Source organism: Enterobacter cloacae complex sp. EB5 (assembly GCF_031432835.1).
Classification (GTDB): domain Bacteria; phylum Pseudomonadota; class Gammaproteobacteria; order Enterobacterales; family Enterobacteriaceae; genus Enterobacter; species Enterobacter hormaechei_C.
The window spans coordinates 3353451-3377376 of record NZ_CP133860.1; the positions used below are offsets into that span (position 1 = coordinate 3353451).

20 protein-coding genes and 1 pseudogene are annotated in these 23926 nt (G+C 57.5%); 15 read left to right on the forward strand and 6 right to left on the reverse strand.

Annotated elements, in window-relative coordinates:
• The first annotated feature begins 98 nt into the window (after nt 1–98).
• Complete coding sequence (locus RHN82_RS16145; protein WP_003860673.1) at nt 99–1238, forward strand: 3-phenylpropionate MFS transporter; 1140 nt, start codon at nt 99–101, stop codon at nt 1236–1238.
• Here RHN82_RS16145 and csiE read toward each other — a convergent pair whose 3' ends face one another.
• Nucleotides 1239–2516, reverse strand: a complete 1278-nt coding sequence (gene csiE / locus RHN82_RS16150; protein ID WP_023295156.1) for a stationary phase inducible protein CsiE — start codon at nt 2514–2516, stop codon at nt 1239–1241.
• A 125-nt stretch (nt 2517–2641) separates the two neighbouring features.
• Here csiE and RHN82_RS16155 point away from each other — a divergent pair, with 125 nt between their 5' ends.
• Nucleotides 2642–3280, forward strand: a complete 639-nt coding sequence (locus RHN82_RS16155) for a DUF1007 family protein (RefSeq protein ID WP_047050318.1) — start codon at nt 2642–2644, stop codon at nt 3278–3280.
• A complete protein-coding gene (locus RHN82_RS16160) occupies nt 3271–4251 on the forward strand; it encodes a nickel/cobalt transporter (RefSeq protein WP_047050317.1) in 981 nt (326 codons plus the stop codon). Before RHN82_RS16155 ends, RHN82_RS16160 begins: the two co-directional genes overlap by 10 nt.
• A gap of 61 nt (nt 4252–4312) precedes the next feature.
• Here the strand turns inward: RHN82_RS16160 and suhB are convergent, their stop codons facing one another.
• Entirely contained in the window at nt 4313–5116 is an 804-nt protein-coding gene (gene suhB / locus RHN82_RS16165) for an inositol-1-monophosphatase (protein WP_003860668.1), read from the reverse strand.
• A 132-nt stretch (nt 5117–5248) separates the two neighbouring features.
• On the opposite strand from suhB, the gene trmJ reads away from it, so the two are divergent.
• From trmJ to sseB, 11 genes and pseudogenes are all read left to right on the forward strand, one after another.
• Complete coding sequence (trmJ, locus tag RHN82_RS16170) at nt 5249–5974, forward strand: tRNA (cytosine(32)/uridine(32)-2'-O)-methyltransferase TrmJ (RefSeq protein WP_015572157.1); 726 nt, start codon at nt 5249–5251, stop codon at nt 5972–5974.
• A 236-nt stretch (nt 5975–6210) separates the two neighbouring features.
• Complete coding sequence (iscR, locus tag RHN82_RS16175; protein ID WP_022649018.1) at nt 6211–6702, forward strand: Fe-S cluster assembly transcriptional regulator IscR; 492 nt, start codon at nt 6211–6213, stop codon at nt 6700–6702.
• Between the two features lie 119 nt (nt 6703–6821).
• Nucleotides 6822–8036 (forward strand): cysteine desulfurase, encoded by a 1215-nt coding sequence (gene iscS, locus RHN82_RS16180; RefSeq protein WP_003860663.1) that lies wholly within the window; start codon nt 6822–6824, stop codon nt 8034–8036.
• Nucleotides 8037–8060: 24 nt separating this feature from the next.
• Entirely contained in the window at nt 8061–8447 is a 387-nt protein-coding gene (gene iscU / locus RHN82_RS16185) for a Fe-S cluster assembly scaffold IscU (protein WP_003860661.1), read from the forward strand.
• A 13-nt stretch (nt 8448–8460) separates the two neighbouring features.
• Nucleotides 8461–8784, forward strand: coding sequence for an iron-sulfur cluster assembly protein IscA (iscA, locus tag RHN82_RS16190; protein ID WP_003860659.1), 324 nt, complete (start codon nt 8461–8463; stop codon nt 8782–8784).
• 76 nt (nt 8785–8860) lie between these two features.
• Complete coding sequence (gene hscB / locus RHN82_RS16195) at nt 8861–9376, forward strand: co-chaperone HscB (RefSeq protein WP_003860657.1); 516 nt, start codon at nt 8861–8863, stop codon at nt 9374–9376.
• A gap of 14 nt (nt 9377–9390) precedes the next feature.
• A complete protein-coding gene (hscA, locus tag RHN82_RS16200; protein ID WP_047050316.1) occupies nt 9391–11241 on the forward strand; it encodes a Fe-S protein assembly chaperone HscA in 1851 nt (616 codons plus the stop codon).
• Nucleotide 11242: 1 nt separating this feature from the next.
• Nucleotides 11243–11578 (forward strand): ISC system 2Fe-2S type ferredoxin, encoded by a 336-nt coding sequence (gene fdx / locus RHN82_RS16205; protein WP_003860652.1) that lies wholly within the window; start codon nt 11243–11245, stop codon nt 11576–11578.
• Nucleotide 11579: 1 nt separating this feature from the next.
• On the forward strand, nt 11580–11780 hold the full coding sequence (iscX, locus tag RHN82_RS16210; protein ID WP_003860650.1) for a Fe-S cluster assembly protein IscX: 201 nt from the start codon (nt 11580–11582) through the stop codon (nt 11778–11780).
• Between the two features lie 53 nt (nt 11781–11833).
• Nucleotides 11834–13121 (forward strand): annotated as a pseudogene (gene pepB / locus RHN82_RS16215) (aminopeptidase PepB).
• Between the two features lie 141 nt (nt 13122–13262).
• Entirely contained in the window at nt 13263–14039 is a 777-nt protein-coding gene (sseB, locus tag RHN82_RS16220; protein WP_047050314.1) for an enhanced serine sensitivity protein SseB, read from the forward strand.
• 17 nt (nt 14040–14056) lie between these two features.
• Here the strand turns inward: sseB and RHN82_RS16225 are convergent, their stop codons facing one another.
• The 4 genes from RHN82_RS16225 to RHN82_RS16240 all read right to left on the reverse strand — a co-directional run bounded on the left by RHN82_RS16225 (nt 14057) and on the right by RHN82_RS16240 (nt 18686).
• Nucleotides 14057–14827 carry a MurR/RpiR family transcriptional regulator gene (locus RHN82_RS16225; RefSeq protein ID WP_032649089.1) on the reverse strand — a complete coding sequence of 257 codons (771 nt, stop codon included), beginning with the start codon at nt 14825–14827 and terminating at the stop codon, nt 14057–14059.
• On the reverse strand, nt 14827–15672 hold the full coding sequence (gene sseA / locus RHN82_RS16230; protein ID WP_047050311.1) for a 3-mercaptopyruvate sulfurtransferase: 846 nt from the start codon (nt 15670–15672) through the stop codon (nt 14827–14829). The genes RHN82_RS16225 and sseA overlap by 1 nt, the downstream gene beginning before the upstream one ends.
• An 89-nt stretch (nt 15673–15761) precedes the next feature.
• A complete protein-coding gene (locus tag RHN82_RS16235; RefSeq protein WP_047050310.1) occupies nt 15762–17129 on the reverse strand; it encodes a 6-phospho-alpha-glucosidase in 1368 nt (455 codons plus the stop codon).
• 12 nt (nt 17130–17141) lie between these two features.
• Nucleotides 17142–18686, reverse strand: a complete 1545-nt coding sequence (locus RHN82_RS16240; RefSeq protein ID WP_047050309.1) for a PTS transporter subunit EIIC — start codon at nt 18684–18686, stop codon at nt 17142–17144.
• 286 nt (nt 18687–18972) lie between these two features.
• Here RHN82_RS16240 and RHN82_RS16245 point away from each other — a divergent pair, with 286 nt between their 5' ends.
• The gene (locus tag RHN82_RS16245) at nt 18973–23925 is read left to right on the forward strand and encodes an alpha-2-macroglobulin (RefSeq protein WP_047050308.1); all 4953 of its coding nucleotides are present in this window, start codon (nt 18973–18975) and stop codon (nt 23923–23925) included.
• The last annotated feature ends 1 nt before the right edge of the window (nt 23926 follow it).

The window sequence follows — 23926 nt, forward strand, 5'->3', positions numbered from 1 at the left end:
GTCCATAATGTTAATTTATCGTTAATTTATAGCGCGCTAACGACTTGCTAAAGTCAGGGATTAACGCCAGACTATCGCCTCCATTTCGGGAGGGATTCATGGTCTTGCATTCCACACGCTGGCTGGCGCTCAGCTACTTTACCTACTTCTTTAGCTACGGTATTTTTCTGCCTTTCTGGAGCGTCTGGCTCAAGGGAATTGGTCTGACGCCTGAGACCATTGGCATCCTGCTGGGCGCGGGGCTGGTGGCACGTTTCCTGGGTAGCCTGCTGATTGCGCCCCGCGTCAGCGATCCCTCCTTACTGATTAAAGCGGTGCGAATTCTGGCCCTGCTGACGCTGGTCTTTGCGGCCTGCTTCTGGGTCAGCCACCAGTTTGCCTGGCTGATGGTGGTAATGGTTGGTTTTAATCTGTTCTTCTCCCCGCTGGTGCCGCTGACGGATGCCCTGGCGAACACCTGGCAAAAGCAGATCACCATGGACTATGGCCGCGTGCGCCTGTGGGGATCGATTGCCTTCGTGATCGGCTCTGCGCTGGTCGGGAAACTGGTCAGCCTCTATGACTATCGTGCCATTCTGGCGCTGCTAACGCTCGGCATCGCCTCGATGCTGCTCGGTATGTTGCTGCGTCCGTCGGTGATGCCGCAGGGCGAAAGCCGCCATCAGGAGAGCGCCGGCTGGCCCGCCTGGCGCTCGCTGGTGGCGCAAAGCTGGCGTTTCCTGGCCTGCGTCTGTCTGCTTCAGGGGGCGCATGCGGCCTATTACGGCTTCAGCGCCATCTACTGGCAGGGGGCGGGTTACTCGGCTTCTGCGGTAGGCTACCTGTGGTCGCTCGGCGTGGTGGCGGAGGTCATTATCTTCGCGCTGAGCCAAAAACTGTTCCGTCGTTTCGGGGCGCGTGACCTGCTGCTGCTTTCCGCCGTTTGTGGCGTGGCGCGCTGGGGCATCATGGGCTGGACGACGGAGCTGCCGTGGCTGATTGTGGCGCAAATTCTGCACTGCGGAACCTTCACCGTCTGCCATCTGGCGGCGATGCGCTACATCGCGGCGCGAGAGGGTGGGGACGTTATTCGTCTTCAGGCGGTCTATTCAGCGGTGGCGATGGGTGGCAGTATTGCGGTGATGACCGTATTTGCCGGTTTCCTCTATCAGCACCTGGGGCACGGTGTGTTCTGGGTGATGGCGCTGGTCGCTTTACCGGCCATCGTCATCCGCCCTAAAGTCGCGGCTCGCACGTAACTACGATTCGAGCATAACGCGAATATGTTCCTGCTGCTGCGTGTTCAGGGTCTCAACGGCATGAATGAGCGGCGGCGAGAACAGCGGCAGGGCGGTTGGATAAGGCGTAATGACCAGCGCCGCCTCGCGGGGGGCGCCCTCCTTCTTAAACGCCTCCAGGCTAAGATAACGAATATTGAGCGGCAGCAGCGTCAGCTCGCGAAGCTGCTGCTCAATTAACGCTTCACAGGCTTTATCTTCCCCCGTTAACAGGACCACCTGTTTTTCATGCAGGTCGGTCTCCTGCATCAGCCAGGCACCAAAAATCACCGCTACCAGAGCCATCTCTTCACCGGAGAATCGCAGACCAAATTCGGCTTCCAGCTCAAACAGCGCCTCTTTAGTGGTGCGCAGCAGCCGGGGATATAAACGGTGGATCTCTTCCGGCAGACTGTTGTCGATGCCGATGTCAAATAAGGAGCGGTCCAGCGCCTGAGCCAGATGAATATAAAGCTGATCGGTCAGCCCTTGCTCATCGCTGAAGTTCATCCCGGTTTGCGCCCGGAAACGGGCAATCATGCGCACGATGGCGCGACGCAGGCGCTGATCCTGCTGGTGTTTATCCATCACCGGGTCGGGTGTGCGAAGCATCATAAACAGCAGCGCCAGGAACAGCTGTTCATCGCTGTGCGTTCCCTGAGGGACGCGCCGTTTCCAGTGGCGGACAATTTCCTGCGCCGTAAAGTATTCCCCTCGGGACTGCGTCCAGCTGCGCTGAACGGGCGAAAACTCTGGCGTATTGCCCAGATGATGCTGAATCAGACAATATTGCAGATAAAGCTGTAAAAACTGTACGTCGCGGGACTCAAACTGGCGCTGAAGCTTGCGCGCGCAAAAGTTGATAAGCGCCCGAAGGTTAGCATCGTCGTAAAGCGGGCGGGCAATGCCGTGCTGTTTAAGCGCGGTTTTTAAGGCAGGGGTAAACTGTTGGGCGACAAAATGTGGACACAGCCGAAGCGCCCTGCGCAGCCAGTGCAGCAGGCACAAACGTTGATTCAGGGCGGAACCCTCAATTCGGTAGCAGCCATCATGGTGCGTGACGATATCAAGCCGATGATAGCGCTGGATTTCATCGCGCGTCTCGGCTATATCTTGCCGTGCCATGACGTCGTCCACGCCGTTGGCAGCGATTATGCTCTGTGCGGTGATGGCAGCATCGGGCAGGTAAAGCATCAAAAGCACCTGGCAGCGGCGCTGCGAACTGGAAAGCACAGATGGAATTTCAAGCGTCGTCATCATCTGTCGGGTATCCAGTGTGAATGTTTGATAAGAATAGCTAAAGGATGGGCGCTGAAAAGCGCACCGGCAGGCCTTTCACTCAGGATTGCTGGCGAACATCACAGAATTTTTGACGTGAGGAACAGATGCAAATAGTTAAACAAAGCGCGGTAGCGTTATTTTTGGCGGTTTTCACTTTTGCCGCCGGCGCACATCCTCACAGTTTTATCAGCCTGAAAACCGAACTGGTGACGGACGGCACGCAGCTCAGCGGCCTGAAAATGCGCTGGACGATGGATGAAATCACCTCCGCCGACCTGCTGTACGATGCCGGAAACGCAAAGCCCGGCGATGAGATCTGGAAAAAGCTGGCGGCGGAAGTGATGGCCAACGTGCTGGGTCAGCACTACTTCACCGAGTTCTGGCACAACGGACAAAAGGTGAAATTTCTCAACCGTCCCACGGAGTACGGCATGACCCGCGACGGTCATCAGGCGGTGCTGACCTTTATCCTTCCGCTGGCGCACCCTCAACCGCTGGCCGGGCAGAAGTACACGTTTTCCACGTTTGACCCAACCTACTATGTCGACATGCGCTATGACAATGACAGCGACGTACGGCTGCCGGACGCGCTGCAAAAAAGCTGCAAAATTGCCGTGCACACCCCGAAACCCAGCGAAGAGATGCTGAACTTTGCCGTTTCTCTTGATAAAGACGATGCGCCCCCTGAAGACATGGAGTTAGGTAAACAGTTTGCGCAGGAGGTGACGTTACAATGTCAGTGATCTCCTCTCCCGTCAGTAAGCCGCGTCGCTGGCTGCACCTCTGGCCTCTGGCGCTTTTTTTGTTGTTAGCGGTTGGCGGCGCGCTCTGGCTGTGGCAGGCATGGCCGCAGGTGATGTTGAAAAGCATCCTCTGGCAGCGGGAAGTTAATCAGCAGATGAGCGGTCTGCTGAAGGCCGTGGCGGAAAATCCCACCAAAGCGGGCGGCGCTCTTCTGGCGTTCAGCTTTATCTATGGCGTGCTGCATGCCCTGGGACCGGGGCACGGCAAAATCGTTATCACGACCTGGCTTGCCACGCATCCATCGAAGCTGAAATCGAGTATCGGCCTGACGCTGGCATCCTCTTTACTTCAGGGCGGTGTGGCGATTGCGCTGGTCGTGGTCGTCCTTTCGCTGCTACAGCTGCCGGCCCGCCAGCTGCATATGAGCAGCTTCTGGCTGGAAAAGGGGAGTTACGCGCTGGTAGGCGTGCTGGGGCTGATCCTCTGCTGGCGGGCGCTGAAAAAATTGCGCGCGTTGCTGCGAAAACCAAAATTCAAAGCCTTTACGCCGCATCACGTTCACCATGAAAACTGCGGGTGCGGGCATCAGCACCTGCCGACGCAGGAGCAATTACAGAACGGTGACGACTGGCGTGCGCGCCTGATGATTGTTCTCTCAATGGGGATGCGTCCGTGCTCGGGTGCGATCATGGTTCTGCTGTTCAGTAAGGTTATTGGCGTGTTTGGCTGGGGCATGCTGTCCGCGCTGGCGATGGCGGCAGGAACGTCTCTCACCATTTCGTCTTTAGCGTTGCTGGTACACAGCTTCCGTCAGCTGGCGGTAAAACTCAGCGGCAATAAAACGCCGGTATTGTGGCGACAGGTTGGCTGGACGACGCTGGCGCTGGCGGGCGGGGTGATTCTGCTGGTAGCTGCGGTCACGATGTGGATGAGCGCGGTGCCGGTGGGAAGGGGGTTGCGGCCTTTCTAGCCGTACCTGAGGCGTGTTGTAAGCCCGGTAAACGTAGCGCCACCGGGCTTAACAGACTGAATTAACGCTTCAGCGCATCGCTCAGTTCATCACGCATGTTTGCCAGCATGGCTTTAACAACGCGCGGGTTACCAGCAACGATGTTGCCGGTAGACATATAGTTATGGCCGCCGGTGAAGTCGCAAACAATCGCGCCAGCTTCACGTGCGATCAGCTCGCCCGCTGCAAAGTCCCACGGCTTCAGAGACAGCTCGAAGTAACCGTCAACGCGGCCGGTCGCCACGTAGGCCAGATCCAGTGCAGCAGAGCCAGTGCGACGGAAGTCCGCGCATTCGGTGAACAGCTTGCCCAGGATATTCATATAAGTGGTTGCGTGCTGCTTCGCCTTGAACGGGAAGCCGGTCGCCAGAATCGTGCCGTCCAGATCGCGTGCATTGCTGCAACGCAGACGGTAGCCGTTCAGCTGCGCGCCCTGACCGCGGGTCGCGGTGAACAGTTCGTTACGCATTGGATCGTAAACAACAGCGACTTCAGTACGGCCTTTGATGCGTACTGCGATAGACACAGAGAAGTGTGGAAGGCGTTTGACGAAGTTGGTGGTGCCATCCAGTGGATCGATAACCCATTGAACATCCTGATCGGTACCTTCATGTTCACCGCTTTCTTCGGTGATGATGGTGTGCTGCGGGTAAGATTTGCGGATCGTTTCGATAATAATCGCTTCTGCGGCTTTATCGACGTTCGTCACGAAATCATTGCTGCCTTTCTGGCTGGTTTCTACGGAGTCTGGGGTTTCGTAGTGTTTGGCAATTACATTACCCGCCTTGCGCGCTGCGCGCACGGCGATGGTCAGCATCGGATGCATCGGTCTCTCTCACTGGATGTTAAAGAACAGGAAAATCGGCGCAGAGTATAGCAGCGGGATCGGATTATGTCTCTCGTTTATGATAATATGCCCGAATATTCTTCAGACACTGAATCCAGACCTCTAAAAATTATGCTGCAAAACATTCGAATCGTGCTGGTTGAAACATCGCACACCGGCAACATGGGCTCTGTGGCCCGCGCTATGAAAACCATGGGCTTAACGAACCTGTGGCTGGTGAATCCGCTGGTGAAACCAGACTCTCAGGCTATTGCTCTGGCGGCCGGCGCCAGCGACGTGATCGGGAATGCGCAGATCGTGGACACCCTGGATGAAGCCCTGGCCGGTTGCAGCCTGGTGGTGGGCACCAGCGCGCGCTCCCGTACGCTGCCCTGGCCGATGCTGGACCCGCGCGAATGCGGCCTGAAAAGCATCTCAGAAGCGGAACAGGCGCCGGTTGCACTGGTGTTTGGCCGTGAACGCGTTGGCCTGACCAACGAGGAATTACAGAAGTGCCACTATCACGTGGCGATTGCCGCCAACCCGGAATACAGCTCGCTGAATCTGGCGATGGCGGTGCAGGTGATCGCCTACGAAGTGCGCATGGCATGGCTGGCGACGCAGGAGAAACCGGTGGAACCTAAAGAAGAGACGGCCTACCCGCTGGTGGACGACCTCGAGCGCTTCTACGGTCATCTGGAGCAGACGCTGCTCTCAACCGGCTTTATCCGTGAAGGCCACCCGGGTCAGGTGATGAACAAGCTGCGCCGTATGTTCACCCGCGCGCGCCCGGAAAGCCAGGAGCTGAATATCCTGCGCGGGATTCTGGCGTCGATTGAGCAGAAGAATAAGGAATAGTGTCGTCTGTTCGCCGGGTGGCGCTGCGCTTACCCGGCCTACAAAGCCCGTAGGCCCGTGCAAGCGCAGCGCCGCCGGGCAAAAAATACGGCACAGAAGGTTAAATACCTGACTAAAACAGTCAAGTAAATAGTTGACCAATTTAGTCAGGAATGTCAGACTTGGCCCTGCTATGCAATACCCCCATTTTACAATAAAAAACCCCGGGCAGGGGCGAGTTTGAGGTTAAGTAAGACATGAGACTGACATCTAAAGGGCGTTATGCCGTGACCGCGATGCTGGACGTTGCGCTCAACTCCGAAGCGGGCCCGGTTCCGTTGGCTGATATTTCTGAACGACAAGGGATCTCCCTCTCTTACCTGGAACAGCTGTTCTCCAGACTGCGTAAAAATGGACTGGTGTCCAGCGTTCGTGGCCCGGGCGGCGGTTATCTGCTGGGTAAAGACGCGGGCAGTATTGCGGTTGGCGAAGTGATTAGCGCGGTTGACGAATCCGTTGACGCGACCCGTTGCCAGGGTAAAGGCGGCTGTCAGGGCGGCGATAAATGCCTGACCCACGCGCTGTGGCGCGATCTGAGCGACCGTCTGACCGGCTTCCTGAATAACATCACCCTGGGTGAACTGGTTAATAACCAGGAAGTTCTGGATGTCTCTGGTCGTCAGCATAGTCAGGATTCACAGCGCAGCACCCGTTCGCAGGACGCCATCGACGTTAAACTGCGCGCGTAATAAAAAGATAAGTATTTCAGAATCAGGCCGGGGCGTTAGCTCGCCCCGTGTACTCGGTCGTACATCCAGCCGGTTGCCTGATTCCTTGCATTGAAGCGATGTACGGAGTTTATAGAGCAATGAAATTACCGATTTATCTCGATTACTCCGCAACCACGCCGGTGGACCCGCGTGTTGCCGAGAAAATGATGCAGTGTCTGACCCTGGACGGAAACTTTGGTAACCCAGCTTCCCGTTCACACCGTTTTGGCTGGCATGCTGAAGAGGCGGTAGATATCGCCCGTAATCAGATTGCTGACCTGGTCGGTGCCGACCCACGTGAAATTGTTTTCACCTCCGGTGCGACCGAATCCGACAACCTGGCGATCAAAGGTGCAGCCAACTTTTATCAGAAAAAAGGCAAGCACATCATCACCAGCAAAACCGAACACAAAGCCGTGCTGGACACCTGCCGTCAGCTGGAGCGTGAAGGGTTCGAAGTGACTTACCTGGCGCCGCAGAGCAACGGGATCATCGACCTGAAAGAGCTCGAAGCGGCGATGCGCGATGACACCATTCTGGTTTCCATCATGCACGTTAACAACGAAATCGGCGTTGTGCAGGACATCGCAACCATCGGCGAAATGTGCCGTGCGCGCGGCATCATCTACCACGTGGATGCGACCCAGAGCGTGGGCAAACTGCCTATCGACCTGAGCCAGCTGAAAGTGGACCTGATGTCCTTCTCCGGTCACAAAATTTATGGACCGAAAGGTATTGGCGCGCTGTACGTTCGTCGTAAGCCACGTATCCGCATCGAAGCACAGATGCACGGCGGCGGTCACGAGCGCGGCATGCGTTCCGGTACGCTGCCTGTTCACCAGATCGTGGGCATGGGCGAAGCGTATCGCATCGCGAAAGAAGAGATGGAAACCGAGATGGCACGCCTGCGTACGCTGCGTAACCGTCTGTGGGACGGCGTGAAAGATATGGAAGAAGTGTATCTGAACGGCGATCTCGAGCAGGGCGCACCAAACATCCTCAACGTCAGCTTCAACTATGTTGAAGGCGAGTCGCTGATCATGGCGCTGAAAGACCTGGCCGTTTCTTCCGGTTCTGCCTGTACGTCTGCAAGCCTTGAGCCATCCTACGTGCTGCGTGCGCTGGGCATGACTGACGAGCTGGCACACAGCTCTATCCGTTTCTCTTTAGGTCGTTTTACTACCGAAGAAGAGATTGACTACACCATCAAGCTGGTTCGTAACTCCATCGGCCGTCTGCGCGACCTTTCTCCACTGTGGGAAATGTTCAAGCAGGGCGTGGATCTGAACAGCATTGAATGGTCACATCACTAATCGGTACATAAGGAGAATTCAATCATGGCATACAGCGAAAAAGTTATCGATCATTACGAGAACCCGCGCAACGTTGGCTCTTTTGACAACAGCGATGAATCTGTCGGTAGCGGCATGGTTGGCGCGCCAGCGTGTGGCGACGTGATGAAGTTGCAGATTAAAGTCAACAATGAAGGTATCATTGAAGACGCGCGCTTCAAGACCTACGGCTGCGGTTCAGCTATCGCCTCCAGCTCCCTGGTCACCGAATGGGTGAAGGGCAAGTCTCTGGACGAAGCACAGGCAATCAAGAACACGGATATTGCTGAAGAACTCGAACTGCCGCCGGTGAAAATTCACTGCTCAATTCTGGCAGAAGACGCGATCAAAGCCGCCATTGCGGATTACAAAAGCAAACGTGAAGCAAAATAATTGAGGTTTGAGTATGTCGATTACCCTTAGCGACAGCGCTGCCGCGCGAGTAAGCTCTTTTCTGGCGAACCGTGGTAAAGGCTTTGGCCTGCGACTGGGCGTACGTACCTCCGGCTGTTCTGGTATGGCTTACGTACTGGAGTTTGTTGACGAACCGGCGTCTGATGACACCGTGTTTGAAGACAAAGGCGTGAAGGTGGTGGTCGATGGCAAAAGCCTGCAATTTCTCAACGGCACTCAGCTGGACTTCGTAAAAGAAGGCCTGAACGAAGGGTTCAAATTCACGAACCCGAACGTTAAAGACGAGTGTGGTTGCGGCGAAAGCTTCCACGTTTAACCGCGCGTCATCCGAAACCCCACCGTGGCTTTGCTACGCGTGGGGTTTGTTCTAACAGGCTACCCCTGAGATTGTTATGGATTACTTCACTCTCTTCGGACTACCCGCTCAATACCCGATCGATCTCCAGGCGCTGACGGTCCGTTTTCAGGATCTCCAGCGTCAGTACCATCCGGATAAATTCGCCAGCGGGACGCAGGCAGAGCAGCTGGCCGCGGTATCACACTCCGCAACCATCAACCAGGCCTGGCAAACGCTGCGTCATCCGCTGGCGCGTGCAGAATATCTGCTCTCGCTCCACGGTTTCGATCTGGCGAGCGAACAGCATACCGTGCGCGACACCGCCTTTCTGATGGAACAGCTGGAGCTACGCGAAGAGCTGGATGAAATTGAACAGGCTAAAGACGAAGCGCGTCTGGAAAGCTTTATCACGCGCGTAAAGGGCATGTTCGATACCCGCCATCAGCAGATGGTGGAGCAACTGAACAACGAGACCTGGGACGTGGCGGCAGACACTGTGCGCAAACTCCGTTTTCTCGATAAACTGCGAAGCAGTGCTGAACAACTCGAAGAAAAGCTGCTCGATTTTTAATTTCGGAAGCAATTATGGCCTTATTACAAATTAGTGAGCCTGGCTTAAGCGCCGCACCGCACCAGCGTCGTCTGGCGGTAGGTATTGATCTGGGCACCACCAATTCTCTCGTGGCGACCGTGCGTAGCGGCCAGGCGGAAACGCTGGCTGACGAGCAGGGGCGCCATCTGCTGCCTTCCGTGGTCCACTACCAGCAGCAGGGTCACGCGGTCGGGTTTGATGCCCGGGCTAACGCCGCGCGCGATCCGGCCAATACCATCAGCTCCGTCAAGCGCATGATGGGCCGCTCGCTGGCTGATATCCAGACCCGTTACCCGCATCTGCCGTATCAGCTTCAGGCCAGCGAAAACGGTCTGCCGATGATCGCGACCGCGGCCGGTCTGCTGAACCCGATTCGCGTTTCTGCTGACATCCTCAAAGCGCTGGCGGCACGCGCCACGGCGACGCTCGGCGGCGATCTCGACGGCGTGGTGATCACCGTTCCGGCCTACTTCGACGATGCACAGCGTCAGGGCACCAAAGACGCCGCGCGTCTGGCGGGCCTGCACGTGTTGCGTCTGCTGAACGAACCGACGGCGGCGGCGATTGCCTACGGCCTCGATTCCGGTCAGGAAGGGGTGATTGCGGTTTACGATCTCGGCGGCGGGACGTTTGATATCTCTATCCTGCGCCTGAGCCGCGGCGTGTTTGAAGTGCTGGCGACCGGCGGGGATTCCGCGCTCGGCGGCGATGACTTCGACCATCTGCTGGCAGACTACATCCGCGAGCAGGCGGGCATCAGCGATCGCAGCGATGCGCGCGTGCAGCGAGAACTGCTGGATGCGGCCATCGACGCCAAAATCGCCCTGAGCGACGCACAGTCCGTCAGCGTGTACGTCGCAGGCTGGCAGGGTGAGATCACCCGCGACCAGTTCAGCGAACTGATTGCGCCTCTGGTTAAGCGTACCCTGCTGGCCTGCCGTCGCGCATTGAAAGATGCGGGCGTGGAGGCCAGCGAGGTGCTGGAAGTGGTCATGGTTGGCGGCTCAACCCGCGTGCCGCTGGTGCGCGAGCGCGTGGGCGAATTCTTTGGCCGCACGCCGCTGACCTCCATCGACCCGGACAAAGTGGTTGCCGTGGGCGCCGCTATCCAGGCCGATATCCTGGTCGGCAACAAGCCGGACAGCGAAATGCTGCTGCTGGACGTCATCCCGCTGTCTTTGGGTTTAGAAACCATGGGCGGCCTGGTAGAGAAAGTCATTCCGCGTAACACCACTATTCCGGTGGCGCGCGCGCAGGAGTTTACTACCTTCAAAGACGGCCAGACCGCGATGTCCATCCACGTGATGCAGGGCGAGCGCGAGCTGGTGCAGGACTGCCGCTCTCTGGCGCGCTTTGCGCTGCGCGGCATTCCGGCGCTGCCGGCGGGCGGGGCGCATATTCGCGTCACCTTCCAGGTGGATGCGGACGGCCTGCTGAGCGTCACGGCGATGGAAAAATCGACCGGCGTGGAATCGTCCATCCAGGTGAAGCCGTCCTACGGCCTGACCGATGGCGAAATCGCCTCCATGATTCAGGACTCAATGAGCTACGCCGAGCAGGATGTGAAGGCGCGTATGCTGGCCGAACAAAAAGTGGAAGCCGCCCGCGTGCTGGAAAGCCTGAACGGGGCGCTCGCTGCCGATGCCGCGCTGTTAAGCGCCGCTGAGCGCCAGGTCATTGACGACGCTGCCGCACGCTTAAGCGCCGTGGCCGAAGGCAATGACGCTGACGCAATAGAAGAAGCCATTAAAAACGTTGATAAACAAACCCAGGACTTCGCTGCTCGCCGCATGGACAAATCTGTCCGCGTCGCGCTGAAAGGCCAGTCCGTGGACGAGGTTTAATATGCCAAAGATTGTTATTTTGCCTCATGCGGACCTCTGTCCGGATGGCGCAGTTCTGGAAGCGAAGACCGGTGAAACCATTCTCGATGTAGCCCTGCGTGCTGGTATCGAAGTGGAACACGCCTGTGAAAAATCCTGTGCCTGCACAACGTGCCACTGCATCGTACGTGAAGGTTTTGATTCTCTCGCCGAGAGCACCGAAGACGAAGACGACATGCTGGATAAAGCATGGGGTCTGGAGCCAGACAGCCGCTTAAGCTGCCAGGCTGCGGTGACCGATGAAGATCTGGTCGTGGAGTTCCCACGTTACACCATCAACCACGCACGCGAGCATTGATATGGGACTGAAGTGGACAGACAGCCGTGAAATCGGCGAAGCGCTCTACGACGCGAACCCGGATCTCGATCCGAAGACCGTACGATTCACCGACATGCATCAGTGGATTTGCGATCTGGAAGATTTTGACGACGATCCAAACGCATCCAATGAAAAAATTCTGGAGGCGATTCTGTTAGTCTGGTTAGATGAAGCAGAGTAAATCACTTAACGGGCTGCCTTCAGGCGGCCCGTTTGCTAATAAGGATAAATAAAATGACCGAAGCGATGAAGATTACGCTCTCGAATCAGCCTGCTGACGCACGCTGGGGCGAAAAAGCCACCTACAGCATCAACAACGACGGTATTACCCTGCACCTGACGGGCAAAGATGATTTGGGCCTGATCCAGCGCGCCGCGCGTAAAATTGACGGCCTTGGCATTAAGCATGTGTCGCTGGAAGGCGAAGGCTGGGACACCGACCGCAGCTGGGCATTCTGGGCTGGCTACAAAGGGCCGAAAAGGCACCCGCAAAATCGAGTGGGCGAACCTCGACGAAGCCGGTCAGAAAGAGCTGGAAAGCCGCCTGAAAATTATCGACTGGGTGCGCGACACCATCAACGCCCCGGCGGAAGAGTTAGGCCCTGAGCAGCTGGCGCAGCGCGCGGTTGACCTGCTGTGCGGCGTGGCGGGCGACAAGATGTCTTACCGCATCACCAAAGGCGAAGACCTGCGCGAGCAGAACTATATGGGTATCCACACCGTGGGCCGTGGTTCTGAGCGTCCTCCGGTCCTGCTGGCGCTGGACTACAACCCAACCGGCGATAAAGAAGCGCCGGTCTTTGCCTGTCTGGTCGGGAAAGGCATCACTTTCGACACCGGCGGCTACAGCCTGAAGCAGAGCGCGTTCATGGACTCTATGAAGTCCGACATGGGCGGCGCGGCGACCATTACCGGCGCGCTGGCGTTCGCCATCACACGTGGTCTGAATAAGCGCGTGAAGCTCTACCTGTGCTGCGCGGACAACATGGTGAGCGGCAACGCCTTCAAGCTGGGCGACATCATTCGCTACCGCAACGGTAAAAACGTTGAGGTGATGAACACCGACGCCGAAGGCCGTCTGGTGCTGGCCGATGGTCTGATCGACGCCTCTGCGCAGAAGCCGGAGCTGATCATCGACATGGCGACCCTGACCGGTGCGGCGAAAACGGCTCTGGGTAACGACTACCACGCGCTGTTCAGCTTCGACGACAAGCTGGCCGCTCGCCTGCTGGCCAGCGCGGCGGCGGAAAACGAACCGTTCTGGCGTCTGCCGCTGGCCGAGTTCCACCGCAGCCAGCTGCCGTCTAACTTTGCCGAGCTGAACAACACCGCGAGCGCGGCGTACCCGGCGGGGGCAAGCACCGCAGCAGGCTTCCTGTCTCACTTCGTTGAGAACTACCATGAAGGCTGGCTGCACATTGACTGCTCCGCAACCTACCGTAAAGCAGCGGTTGAGCAGTGGTCTGCGGGTGCGACCGGTCTGGGCGTGCGTACCGTGGCGAACCTGCTGACGGCTGAGTGATCTTTTTTGCCGGGTAGCGCTACGCTTACGCGCGCCTTCGGAGTCATCATATTGCCCGGCGGCGCTGCGCTTGCACGGGCCTACGGTTTTGTAGGCCGGGTAAGCGAAGCGCCACCCGGCGTTTTTTGAAGTAGCCAAACTATGTCAGAAACCAAAAACGAATTAGAAACCCTGCTGGAGCAGGCGGCGACCGAGCCCGCCCACCGTCCGGCCTTTTTCCGCACACTGCTGGAATCCACAGTCTGGGTGCCGGGCACCGCGGCGGAAGGGGAGCAGGTTGTCGAAGACAGCGCGCTGGATCTGCTGCACTGGGAGAAAGACGACGGCACGTCGGTGATCCCGTTCTTTACCTCGCTCGAGGCCTTGCAGGAAGCGGTAGAAGACGAACTGGCGTTCGTGGTGATGCCGGTGCGCACGTTGTTCGAAATGACCCTGGGGCAGACGCTGTTCCTCAACGCCAAACTGCCGACCGGGAAAGAGTTTACTCCGCGCGAAATCAGCCACCTGATTGGTGACGAGGGCAACCCGCTCAGCACTCAGGAGGTGCTGGAAGGGGGCGAAACGCTGCTGCTGTCTGAAGTGGCCGAGCCGCCCGCGCAGATGATTGACTCCCTGACCACGCTGTTTAAAACCATCAAGCCGGTAAAACGCGCGTTCCTCTGCTCCATCAAAGAGAGCGCTGACGAAAAACCTGTTCTGCTGATAGGGATTGAGGCCGACGGCGATATCGAGGAGATCATCCAGGCGGCGGGAAGCGTAGCAACCGACACCCTGCCGGGCGATGAGCCGATTGATATCTGTCAGGTGAAGAAAGGTGAGAAGGGGATCAGCCACTTTATTACCGAGCACATCACCCCGTTCTACGAGCGTCGCTGGGGCGGCTTCCTGCGCGATCTCAAGACCAACCGCATTATCTGATTACGGCGGGGTGACCTTCACCCCGTTGCTTCCAGCAGCAGTAAATCCATCAGCAGCACCAGATTCGACTCAAACGACGTCACCCCTGCGGCTTCGGCGGCGAAATGTACCGCTTCGTCATAGAGGGCAAAATGCACGTCCGCCATACCCGCCAGCGTATTGGCCGATGCGCGGGTAAACGCGACGATGGTCATGCCGACGTTTTTGGCGATCCGCGCTTTATCCAGTACCTGCTCCGTTTCGCCGCTGCGCGAAACGGCAATAAACACCTGATAGCGCGCGGCGTTGCTGAGAAAAATATTCCGGCTGTCCCCCGGTCCGGAGATGAACGCCGTTTTTCCCAGTACCTGCAACTTCTTGGTCAGGTACTCGGCAAAAAGATACGAAAACCCGGCGCCGTAGAGAAAGAAGCTCTCTTTCTGGCGCAGCAGGCTGGCAAACTGCTGACGTTTGTCCTGGGTAACCCACTGGAAGGACTGCTGATAGTTGGCAATGAACCGGGCAAAAAGCGCGGGCATTTCCGCATGTTGCTCAGGCTGTACGGTGATATGCGGCGTGTCAGAAAGCAACTGTTTGCAGTGCCAGATAAACTCGCTAAAGCCGCTAAACCCCAGCTTCTGGCACAACCGCATAATCGTCGCGGTAGAGACAAATGTCGCCTGCGCCAGTTCGCGCACCGTGATGTTGCCCACCAGCAGCGGATGCTCAGTGAGGTGGGCGAGGACGCGATACTCCGCGCGGGTCAGCGACGACCCGCGCGTTAACAGCGTTGCCAGGCGGTTATCCATTATTTCGCCGGTTCAACCGGCAGATCGTCTCGTGCACCCCATTCACTCCAGGCGCCGTCATACAGGGTCACGTCATTCGCGCCAAGGGTTGCCAGCGCCAGGATCACCACGCAGGCCGTCACGCCGGAGCCGCAGCTGGCAATAACCGGACGATGCAAATCCACGCCCTGACGTTCAAAAATGGCACGCAATTCATCGGTGGTTTTCAGCTCGCCTTCAAACACCAGATCGCCCCACGGCACGTTCAGTGCACCCGGGATATGTCCGCGTTTCAGTCCCGGACGCGGTTCATCCGCTTCTGCGTTGAAGCGTGGAGCGGGACGCGCATCGACGATTTGCGCCGTCCTTTCATGGCTCACGACCAGTACGTCGGTCAGGCGTTTCACCACGTTAGCGTCAAACGTCGCGTCGAAATCCCCTTCCGGCAGCGTGACGTCACCCTGCTGAAGCGGTAGTTCGTCGCGCTTCCAGCCTGCAAGTCCGCCCGCCAGAATCGACACTTTTTCCACGCCGAAGTTTTTCAGCATCCACCACGCTCGCGGCGCGGAAAACAGATTACCTTCATCGTAAACAACAAGATGTTTATCTTTGCTGATGCCCAGCTCGCGCATCGCCACGGAAAACGCTTCCGGGCGCGGCAGCATGTGCGGCAGGGAAGAGGTGTGATCGGAGAGGGCTTCGATATCAAAAAATACCGCGCCAGGCAGGTGCCCTGCACGGTATTCAGCGGGAACGTCACGATGCTCCTGGCCCGGAGGGGCCATACGCGCGTCGATAATCTGAACTTCCGGGTCGTCGCCGTGCTCAATCAGCCAGTCGGCAGCGACAAAATATGAGGTGGACATGGTTGCCTCCATTCTTTTCCGTAAAAAAGGATTGTCGGTGTTTTTTCTGACACCGACAAGCTAACCACGTTCAACTCGCGAGCAAGCCCCTATTTTTTCACCGCTTCACCGTCCTGCCAGGCCTTTTGCAGCGCAGGCCAGTAGTCGCGGTTGGCGTCGATCATCTCATCCAGAATCGCTTTCGCGTGCTCCATGGTCGGCATGGTGCGGTTCAGAGTAAACGCCTGCAACGCTTTCTCGTAGCTGCCTTCGATGGTTGCCTCAACCAGCAGCTGTTCAGAGGCGAGCTGCTGTTGCAGGAGCGTCTGGTGGAACAGCGGCACCTGACCCACGCGGACAGGCTCCGGCCCTTCGGAGGTGATATAGGCAGGCACTTCCACCACCGCATCGTACGGCAGATTGGTAATCGCCCCGCGGTTTTCGACCATCACCAGATGGCGTTGGCGCAGGTTGAACGCCAGCGAACAGGCGACATCGACGATAAATTCGCCGTGAACACCTACGTGGAAGGCGTCCGGTAAGATCCCACTGCGCTGGTACTCTTCTGCGGCGGCAAACAGCTTTTTCTCACGCCCGTTCATCACTTCGTTGGCGCGGGTATAGTCCGGGTTCTGATGCTCCACAATCTGGTTCGGCATCAGGTAGTACTGTAGATACGGGTTCGGCAGGTACTCCGGGAAGTTATCCATAATCGGCTTGATGTTGCGCCAGGTTTTCACCCACGACGGATCCGAGTGCTGCGGGTCGGTTTTCGCGGCATCTTCCGTCAGCAGGCCAAACTTCGCGATATGTTTACGCAGCTCCGGCAGCTTGTCCTCGCCGTCCACCCGCACGCGGGTAAACCAGCCGAAGTGGTTGAGGCCGAAATAGTCCACCTCCAGTTTATGACGATCCACGCCCAGAATGGCGCCCATATTGCGCATGGCGGCAACCGGCATATCGCAGATATTCAGCACGCGTGCGTTGGGGCGCAGGCGACGCACGCCCTCGGCGACGATCGCCGCCGGGTTGGAGTAGTTCACGATCCACGCCTTTTCGTGCGCGTAGCGTTCCACCCGATCGATCAGCTCGACCATTGGCAGGATAGTACGCAGGCCATATGCCAGCCCGCCGGGTCCGCAGGTTTCCTGGCCGACCACCCCGTGGCGCAGCGGGATCTTTTCATCCTGCTCGCGCATTTTGTACTGTCCGACGCGCATCTGAGCAAAAACAAAATGCGCGCCGCTGAAGGCCACTTCCGGATCGCTGGTGACGGTGAATTTGATGCTCTGGCTGTGGTCGCGAATAACCTTCTCCACCACGGGCGCAATGGTGTTCTGGCGCGCCTCGTCAATGTCATACAGGCGGATCTCTGCCAGAGGGAAATCGTGCAGACGTACCATCAGGCTTTTCACAATACCTGGCGTGTAGGTGCTACCGCCGCCGGCAATCGACAGAATAAATGGGGGTGTAAACATTTTTAGCTCCTTTCAGAGAAACGTCTCAACGGCTTCTCGCATTTTTTTGACATGCAGCCCGTAGACCACCTGAACGTTGTTACCTTGTTTGATAATCCCTTTCGCGCCGGTCGCTTTCAGGCGCGGTTCGTCGATGATGGCGACGTCCTTCACCGTGACGCGTAAGCGGGTGTAGCAGTTATCTACCACCTCTATGTTTTCCCGACCGCCCAGACCCACCACGATGGATTCGCCCAGCCCGTCGTTATTGCCCTTCGCCTGGTACTCCTGCTTGCTGTAAAGGCGCGTCTCCTGGTCCTCATCCTCACGCCCCGGCGTTTTCATGTTGAAGCGCAGGATCAGGAAGCGGAACACCACGAAATAAAGGGCGAACATGATCAGCCCGACCACGATGTACATGGGCCAGTTGGACTTCTCCGTGCCGAGCGGCAGGTTGTAGAGGATGATATCGATAATCCCGTTGGCGCCGATGGCGTGAACGCCAAACAGCGAGAACAGCATCATGCCGATACCGGTCAGCACCGCATGCACCACGAACAAAAGCGGGGCGACAAACAGGAAGGAGAACTCAATCGGCTCGGTTACGCCGACCAGCAGCGAGGTCAGCGCCGCCGGGATCAGAATCGCTTTCGCAATCGCTTTACGCTCTGGCTTCGCGGTCATGTACATCGCCAGCGCGGCGGCAGGAAGGCCGAACATCTTGCTGATGCCGCGCGCATCCCACACTACGGTGCTGCTGAGCTGCTTCACGTCCGGGCAGGCCATCTCGGCGAAGTAGATATTGCGTGCGCCCTGATAAACCGTACCGCACACCTCCTGCGTACCGCCCAGTTCGGTATACAGGAACGGCGTATAGACCAGATGATGCAGGCCCGTCGGCACCAGAATGCGTTCAAGGAAACCGTAAATCGCCACGCCAAACGGACCGGACCCTTTGATCGCCAGCGCCAGGGCGCTTATTCCATGCTGTGCGTACGGCCAGAGTTCGCTCATGACCACGCCGAGCAGCATAGAGACAGGCAGCATCACAATCGCGACAAAGCAGTGGCCGGAGTAAATCGCCATCGCGCCGTTAAACTGGACACCGGAATATTTGTTGTACAGATAACCGGAGAGCGCCCCGGTCAGGATCCCGGCGAAAACGCCCATCTCCAGCACCTGAACGCCCAGCACCATGCTTTTTCCGGCGGCTTTCATCTGTTCCGCAGGGGCCAGTTCTCCCTGAAGCTGTAACGTCACGTTCATCGCGTTAATGAATACGATAAAGGTCACCAACCCAATCAGCGCTGCGTAGCCTTTATCTCGGGTTGCCAGACCAATGGGGATCCCAACGGCAAACACCAGCGCCAGGTTGACCAGCACCGACACGGCAGATTTGGCGATCAGCTGGCCGACACTCTGGATCAGCGGGTGGCCGAGAAACGGCAGGTACTCGGCCAGATTGCCGTTACCCAGCACATTCCCAAAGGCGATAAACAGACCGACGATGGGTAAGATAAGTACAGGTCCGTAAAGTGATTTTCCGAAATTTTGTAGGGCGTTCACGGCTCGTTTCATGGCTTTCTCTCTTATTGAACCGCGCACTCGGGGTGCGTCATGGTCATAAAACTAGCAGGCCTGATGCGAGCTTATCCAGCTATCTTCTTGTTTTAAAAACAAATGACGCGAAAGGTAACATGTTACGTTATGCGCTGTGATCGCGGTTCCAACACGGTGTTGCAGCGTGATGCCAATCTGCGAGGCGCTTTCAAGATTATAAAATTGGACTTTTTGTATTAACGAAACTTGCGGATAATACTTATCCGGACGACGACCAACAGGCCCCTCAGGCCAGGGACATAGGATGAAACCGTTTCGCTTAGCTGCGATCTCTCTCGCGCTGCTCACCACCTTTACGCTTGTCGGCTGTGATAACAGCGATGACAAACCTCAGGCCGCTGCCCCCGCAGCGTCTACTGCATCAGAACAGAAAACCCCGGCAACACCGGATCCTGACAAGCTGGCTAAGCTGGCCGCGCAGAGTCAGGGTAAGGCGTTGACGCTGCTGGATGCCTCTGAAGTGCAGCTCGACGGCGCCGCGACGCTGGTTCTGACCTTCTCTGTACCGCTGGATCCCAGCCAGGATTTTGCGAAAACGGTGCATGTGGTGGATAAAAAAAGCGGCAAAGTGGACGGCGCCTGGGAACTGGCCCCCAATCTGAAAGAGCTGCGCCTGCGCCATCTGGAGCCGAATCGTAATCTGGTCGTCACCGTCGAACGTGATTTGCTGGCGCTGAACAAAGCGACATTCGGCATTGACTATGAAAAAGCGATCACCACCCGCGATGTTGAACCGACGGTCGGATTCGCCAGCCGCGGATCGCTGCTGCCGGGTAAGGTGGTGGAAGGGTTGCCGGTGATGGCGCTCAACGTCAACAATGTGGACGTGAACTTCTATCGCGTGAAGCCGGAGTCGCTGGCCTCGTTTGTCAGCCAGTGGGAGTACCGTAACTCGCTGACCAACTGGGAATCTGACAACCTGCTGAAGATGGCGGAACTGGTCTACACAGGCCGTTTCGACCTCAACCCGGCGCGCAACACGCGTGAAAAACTGCTCCTGCCGCTTAAAGATATTAAGCCGCTCCAGCAGTCTGGCGTCTATATCGCCGTGATGAATCAGGCTGGTCACTATAACTACAGTAACGCCGCAACGCTCTTTACCTTAAGTGATATTGGGCTGTCCGCTCACCGTTATCATAACCGCCTGGACATCTTCACCCAGAGTCTTGAAAACGGTGCGGCGCAGTCAGGCGTGACCATTACCCTTCTGAACGATAAAGGGCAGACCCTGGCCGAGGCGAACAGCGACGCCGATGGTCATGCGAAACTGGAAACCGATAAAGAAGCCGCGCTGATCCTGGCCAGTAAGGATGGCCAGACCACGCTTCTCGACCTCAAACTTCCGGCGCTGGATCTGGCGGAGTTTGATATCGCCGGTAACCCGGGGTACAGCAAACAGTTCTTTATGTTTGGCCCGCGCGATCTCTATCGTCCGGGTGAAACGGTGATCCTGAACGGCCTGCTTCGCGACAGCGATGGCAAACCGCTTCCCGATCAGCCGGTAAAACTTGACGTGCTGCGCCCGGACGGACAGGTGGCGCGTACGGTCGTTGTGCAACCTGAGAACGGCCTTTATCGCTTCAACTATCCGCTTGATAGCGGCGCCCAGACCGGCATGTGGCATATTCGCGCGAATACGGGCGATAACCAGCAGCGCATGTGGGATTTCCACGTCGAAGATTTTATGCCTGAGCGTATGGCGCTGAATCTGACCGGGCAAAAAACGCCGGTTTCTCCGCAAGATAATGTCGACTTTAACGTTGTGGGCTATTACCTGTATGGCGCGCCAGCTAACGGCAATTCTCTGCAAGGCCAGCTTTTCCTGCGTCCGCTACGTGACGCGGTGCCTGCGCTGCCTGGCTTCCAGTTCGGTGATATTGCCGAGGAGAACCTGAGCCGCAGCCTGGATGAAGTTCAGCTTACGCTGGACGAACAGGGGCGCGGACAGGTTACCACCGAAAGCCAGTGGAAAGAGGCGCACTCGCCGCTGCAACTGATTTTGCAGGCCAGCCTGCTGGAATCAGGTGGGCGTCCGGTAACGCGACGCGCCGAGCAGGCTATCTGGCCTGCGGCTGAACTTCCAGGGATCCGCCCACAGTTCGCCAGCAAGGCCGTTTACGACTACCGTACCGATACCACCGTCAATCAGCCGATTGTCGATGAAAACGGCAACGCCAGCTTTGACATCGTCTATGCCGACGCCAGCGGGGCGAAAAAAGCGGTATCCGGTTTGCAGGTGCGTCTGATCCGTGAGCGTCGCGACTACTTCTGGAACTGGTCCGAGAGTGAGGGCTGGCAGTCCCAGTTTGATCAAAAAGATCTGGTTGAGGGCGAACAGGAGCTAAACCTCAAGGCTGATGAAACCGGTAAAGTCACCTTCCCGGTGGAGTGGGGCTCATACCGTCTGGAAGTGAAAGCCCCTGATGACATGGTCAGCAGCGTGCGCTTCTGGGCGGGGTACAGCTGGCAGGATAACAGCGATGGCACGGGCGCTGCACGCCCGGATCGTGTGACGCTGAAACTGGACAAGCCATCCTATCAGCCAGGCGATACCATCAACCTGCATATTGCAGCGCCAGCCGCAGGCAAGGGCTATGCAATGATCGAATCCAGCGAAGGACCGCTGTGGTGGAAAGAGATCGACGTGCCAGCAAACGGTCTGGATCTCGCCATTCCGGTGGATAAGGCCTGGAAACGTCACGATCTCTACCTCAGTACGCTGGTGGTTCGTCCTGGCGATAAATCCAAATCCGCCACGCCAAAACGGGCGGTTGGCCTGCTGCATCTGCCAATGGGAGACGAAAATCGGCGCCTGAACATCGCACTGGATAACCCGCAAAAAATGCGTCCGAACCAGACGCTTTCTGTGAAAGTGAAAGCCAGCGTAAAAGAGGGGGCGGTGCCACAGAAGGTGAACGTGCTGGTCTCGGCTGTCGATAGCGGCGTGCTGAACATTACCGACTACGTCACGCCGGATCCGTGGGAAGCTTTCTTCGGTCAGAAGCGCTATGGCGCGGACATCTATGATGTTTACGGCCAGGTGATTGAAGGTCAGGGACGTCTGGCCGCACTGCGCTTCGGCGGAGACGGCGATGAACTGAAACGCGGCGGTAAGCCACCGGTGAACCATGTCACCATAATTGCCCAGCAGGCGCAGCCGGTTACGCTTGATGCCAACGGCGAAGGCACCATCACGCTGCCGATTGGCGATTTCAACGGCGAACTGCGTCTGATGGCACAGGCCTGGACGGAAGACGATTTCGGCAGTAGCGAAAGCAAAATCATTGTAGCGGCTCCGATTATTACCGAGCTTAATACGCCGCGATTCCTCGCAAGTGGCGATACCTCTCGCCTGACGCTGGACCTGACTAACCTGACGGACCAGCCGCAAACGCTGAACATTGCGCTAACTGCAACCGATAAGTTGTCGCTCGAAGGCGCTCAGCCAGAGCCGGTTAAGCTGCCGCCTGGCGCACGTACCACGCTGTTTATTCCGGTGCGTGCCCTGGAGGGCTATGGCGATGGGGAAGTGACTGCTCAGGTGACGGGACTTCAGCTCCCTGGTGAGACGTTTGCGCCGCAGCAGAAGAGCTGGAAAATTGGCGTGCGTCCCGCATTCCCGGCGCAAACCGTGAATACGGGCACGATGCTGAACCCTGGCGAATCCTGGAGCGCGCCAGCACAGCATATCGCCGGTTTCTCGCCTGCCACGCTACAGGGGCAGCTGTTGCTCAGCGGTAAACCACCTTTAAATCTGGCGCGCTACATTCGTGAACTTCAGGCCTATCCGTATGGATGTCTTGAGCAGACCACCAGCGGTCTGTACCCGTCCCTCTACACCAACGCGGCACAGCTGAAGGCACTGGGCATTAAGGGCGATACTGACGATAAACGCCGTGCGGCCATTGATATCGGGATCTCCCGTCTGCTGCAAATGCAGCGTGACGATGGCGGTTTTGCCTTGTGGGATAAAAACGGTCCGGAAGAGTATTGGCTGACCGCATACGTCACGGACTTCCTGGTGCGGGCAGGTGAGCAGGGTTACAGCGTGCCTGCCGAGGCGGTGAATAACGCCAACAGCCGACTGCTGCGCTATTTACAGGATCCGGGGATGATGTCCATTCGCTACAGCGACAACACCCAGGCCAGCAAATTTGCTGTTCAGGCGTACGCTTCGCTGGTGCTGGCTCGTCAGCAAAAAGCGCCGCTCGGTGCGCTGCGTGAAATCTGGGAGCGCCACGCTCAGGCTGCTTCCGGGCTTCCGTTGATGCAGCTGGGCATGGCACTCAAACTGATGGGGGATGCACCGCGCAGCCAGCAGGCGCTGGATCTGGCTCTCAAAACTCCCCGTAACGACAGCCGAAACTGGATGGCGGATTACGGCAGCCAGCTGCGTGATAATGCCCTGATGCTCTCCCTGCTGGAAGAGTACAAGCTGCTACCGGATGCGCAAAACAGGCTGCTGAACGCGTTATCTGAAGACGCGTTCAGCCAGCGCTGGCTGTCTACCCAGGAGAGCAATGCGCTGTTCCTGGCCGGACGTTCACTGCAAACCTTGTCAGGTGCGTGGCAGGCAACGACCACCCTCTCTGAACAGACCCAGAGCAGTGATAAAGCGCAGGTAGAAAACCTGAACGGCGCTCAGCTTGATGCGTTGCAGGTGACGAATACCGGCACTACGCCGCTGTGGGTACGACTGGACACTACTGGCTATCCGGAGTATGCGCCTCAGCCATCCTCTAATGTCTTGCAGATTGAACGTCATATCCTGGCGACAGACGGCAGCAGCAAGTCGCTCTCTTCTCTGAAGAGCGGTGAACTGGTTCTGGTATGGCTGGAAGTGAAGGCCAGCCAGAACGTGCCGGATGCGCTGGTGGTGGATCTGCTCCCGGCAGGTCTGGAGCTGGAAAACCAGAACCTGGCGAGCAGCAGCGCCAGCTTGCAGGACAGCGGCAGTGAAGTGCAAAACCTGCTCAATCAGATGCAACAGTCTGATATTCAGCACATGGAATTCCGCGACGATCGCTTTGTGGCCGCGGTGCCGGTCAATGAAGGTCAGCCGGTCACGCTGGTTTACCTGGCCCGTGCCGTTACGCCGGGAACCTACCAGGTGCCTGTTCCGATGGTCGAGTCCATGTATGTTCCGCAGTGGCGGGCAACGGGGGCGGCCAGTGGCCCGCTGATCGTTGTTCCGTAAA

Bases quoted from the DNA above. Each gene is read 5' to 3' on its own strand.
- RHN82_RS16145 (WP_003860673.1), top strand. From the start codon at position 99: ATGGTCTTGCATTCCACACGCTGGCTGGCGCTCAGCTACTTTACCTAC.
- csiE (WP_023295156.1), bottom strand. From the start codon at position 2,516: ATGATGACGACGCTTGAAATTCCATCTGTGCTTTCCAGTTCGCAGCGC.
- RHN82_RS16155 (WP_047050318.1), top strand. From the start codon at position 2,642: ATGCAAATAGTTAAACAAAGCGCGGTAGCGTTATTTTTGGCGGTTTTC.
- RHN82_RS16160 (WP_047050317.1), top strand. From the start codon at position 3,271: ATGTCAGTGATCTCCTCTCCCGTCAGTAAGCCGCGTCGCTGGCTGCAC.
- suhB (WP_003860668.1), bottom strand. From the start codon at position 5,116: ATGCATCCGATGCTGACCATCGCCGTGCGCGCAGCGCGCAAGGCGGGT.
- trmJ (WP_015572157.1), top strand. From the start codon at position 5,249: ATGCTGCAAAACATTCGAATCGTGCTGGTTGAAACATCGCACACCGGC.
- iscR (WP_022649018.1), top strand. From the start codon at position 6,211: ATGAGACTGACATCTAAAGGGCGTTATGCCGTGACCGCGATGCTGGAC.
- iscS (WP_003860663.1), top strand. From the start codon at position 6,822: ATGAAATTACCGATTTATCTCGATTACTCCGCAACCACGCCGGTGGAC.
- iscU (WP_003860661.1), top strand. From the start codon at position 8,061: ATGGCATACAGCGAAAAAGTTATCGATCATTACGAGAACCCGCGCAAC.
- iscA (WP_003860659.1), top strand. From the start codon at position 8,461: ATGTCGATTACCCTTAGCGACAGCGCTGCCGCGCGAGTAAGCTCTTTT.
- hscB (WP_003860657.1), top strand. From the start codon at position 8,861: ATGGATTACTTCACTCTCTTCGGACTACCCGCTCAATACCCGATCGAT.
- hscA (WP_047050316.1), top strand. From the start codon at position 9,391: ATGGCCTTATTACAAATTAGTGAGCCTGGCTTAAGCGCCGCACCGCAC.
- fdx (WP_003860652.1), top strand. From the start codon at position 11,243: ATGCCAAAGATTGTTATTTTGCCTCATGCGGACCTCTGTCCGGATGGC.
- iscX (WP_003860650.1), top strand. From the start codon at position 11,580: ATGGGACTGAAGTGGACAGACAGCCGTGAAATCGGCGAAGCGCTCTAC.
- sseB (WP_047050314.1), top strand. From the start codon at position 13,263: ATGTCAGAAACCAAAAACGAATTAGAAACCCTGCTGGAGCAGGCGGCG.
- RHN82_RS16225 (WP_032649089.1), bottom strand. From the start codon at position 14,827: ATGGATAACCGCCTGGCAACGCTGTTAACGCGCGGGTCGTCGCTGACC.
- sseA (WP_047050311.1), bottom strand. From the start codon at position 15,672: ATGTCCACCTCATATTTTGTCGCTGCCGACTGGCTGATTGAGCACGGC.
- RHN82_RS16235 (WP_047050310.1), bottom strand. From the start codon at position 17,129: ATGTTTACACCCCCATTTATTCTGTCGATTGCCGGCGGCGGTAGCACC.
- RHN82_RS16240 (WP_047050309.1), bottom strand. From the start codon at position 18,686: ATGAAACGAGCCGTGAACGCCCTACAAAATTTCGGAAAATCACTTTAC.
- RHN82_RS16245 (WP_047050308.1), top strand. From the start codon at position 18,973: ATGAAACCGTTTCGCTTAGCTGCGATCTCTCTCGCGCTGCTCACCACC.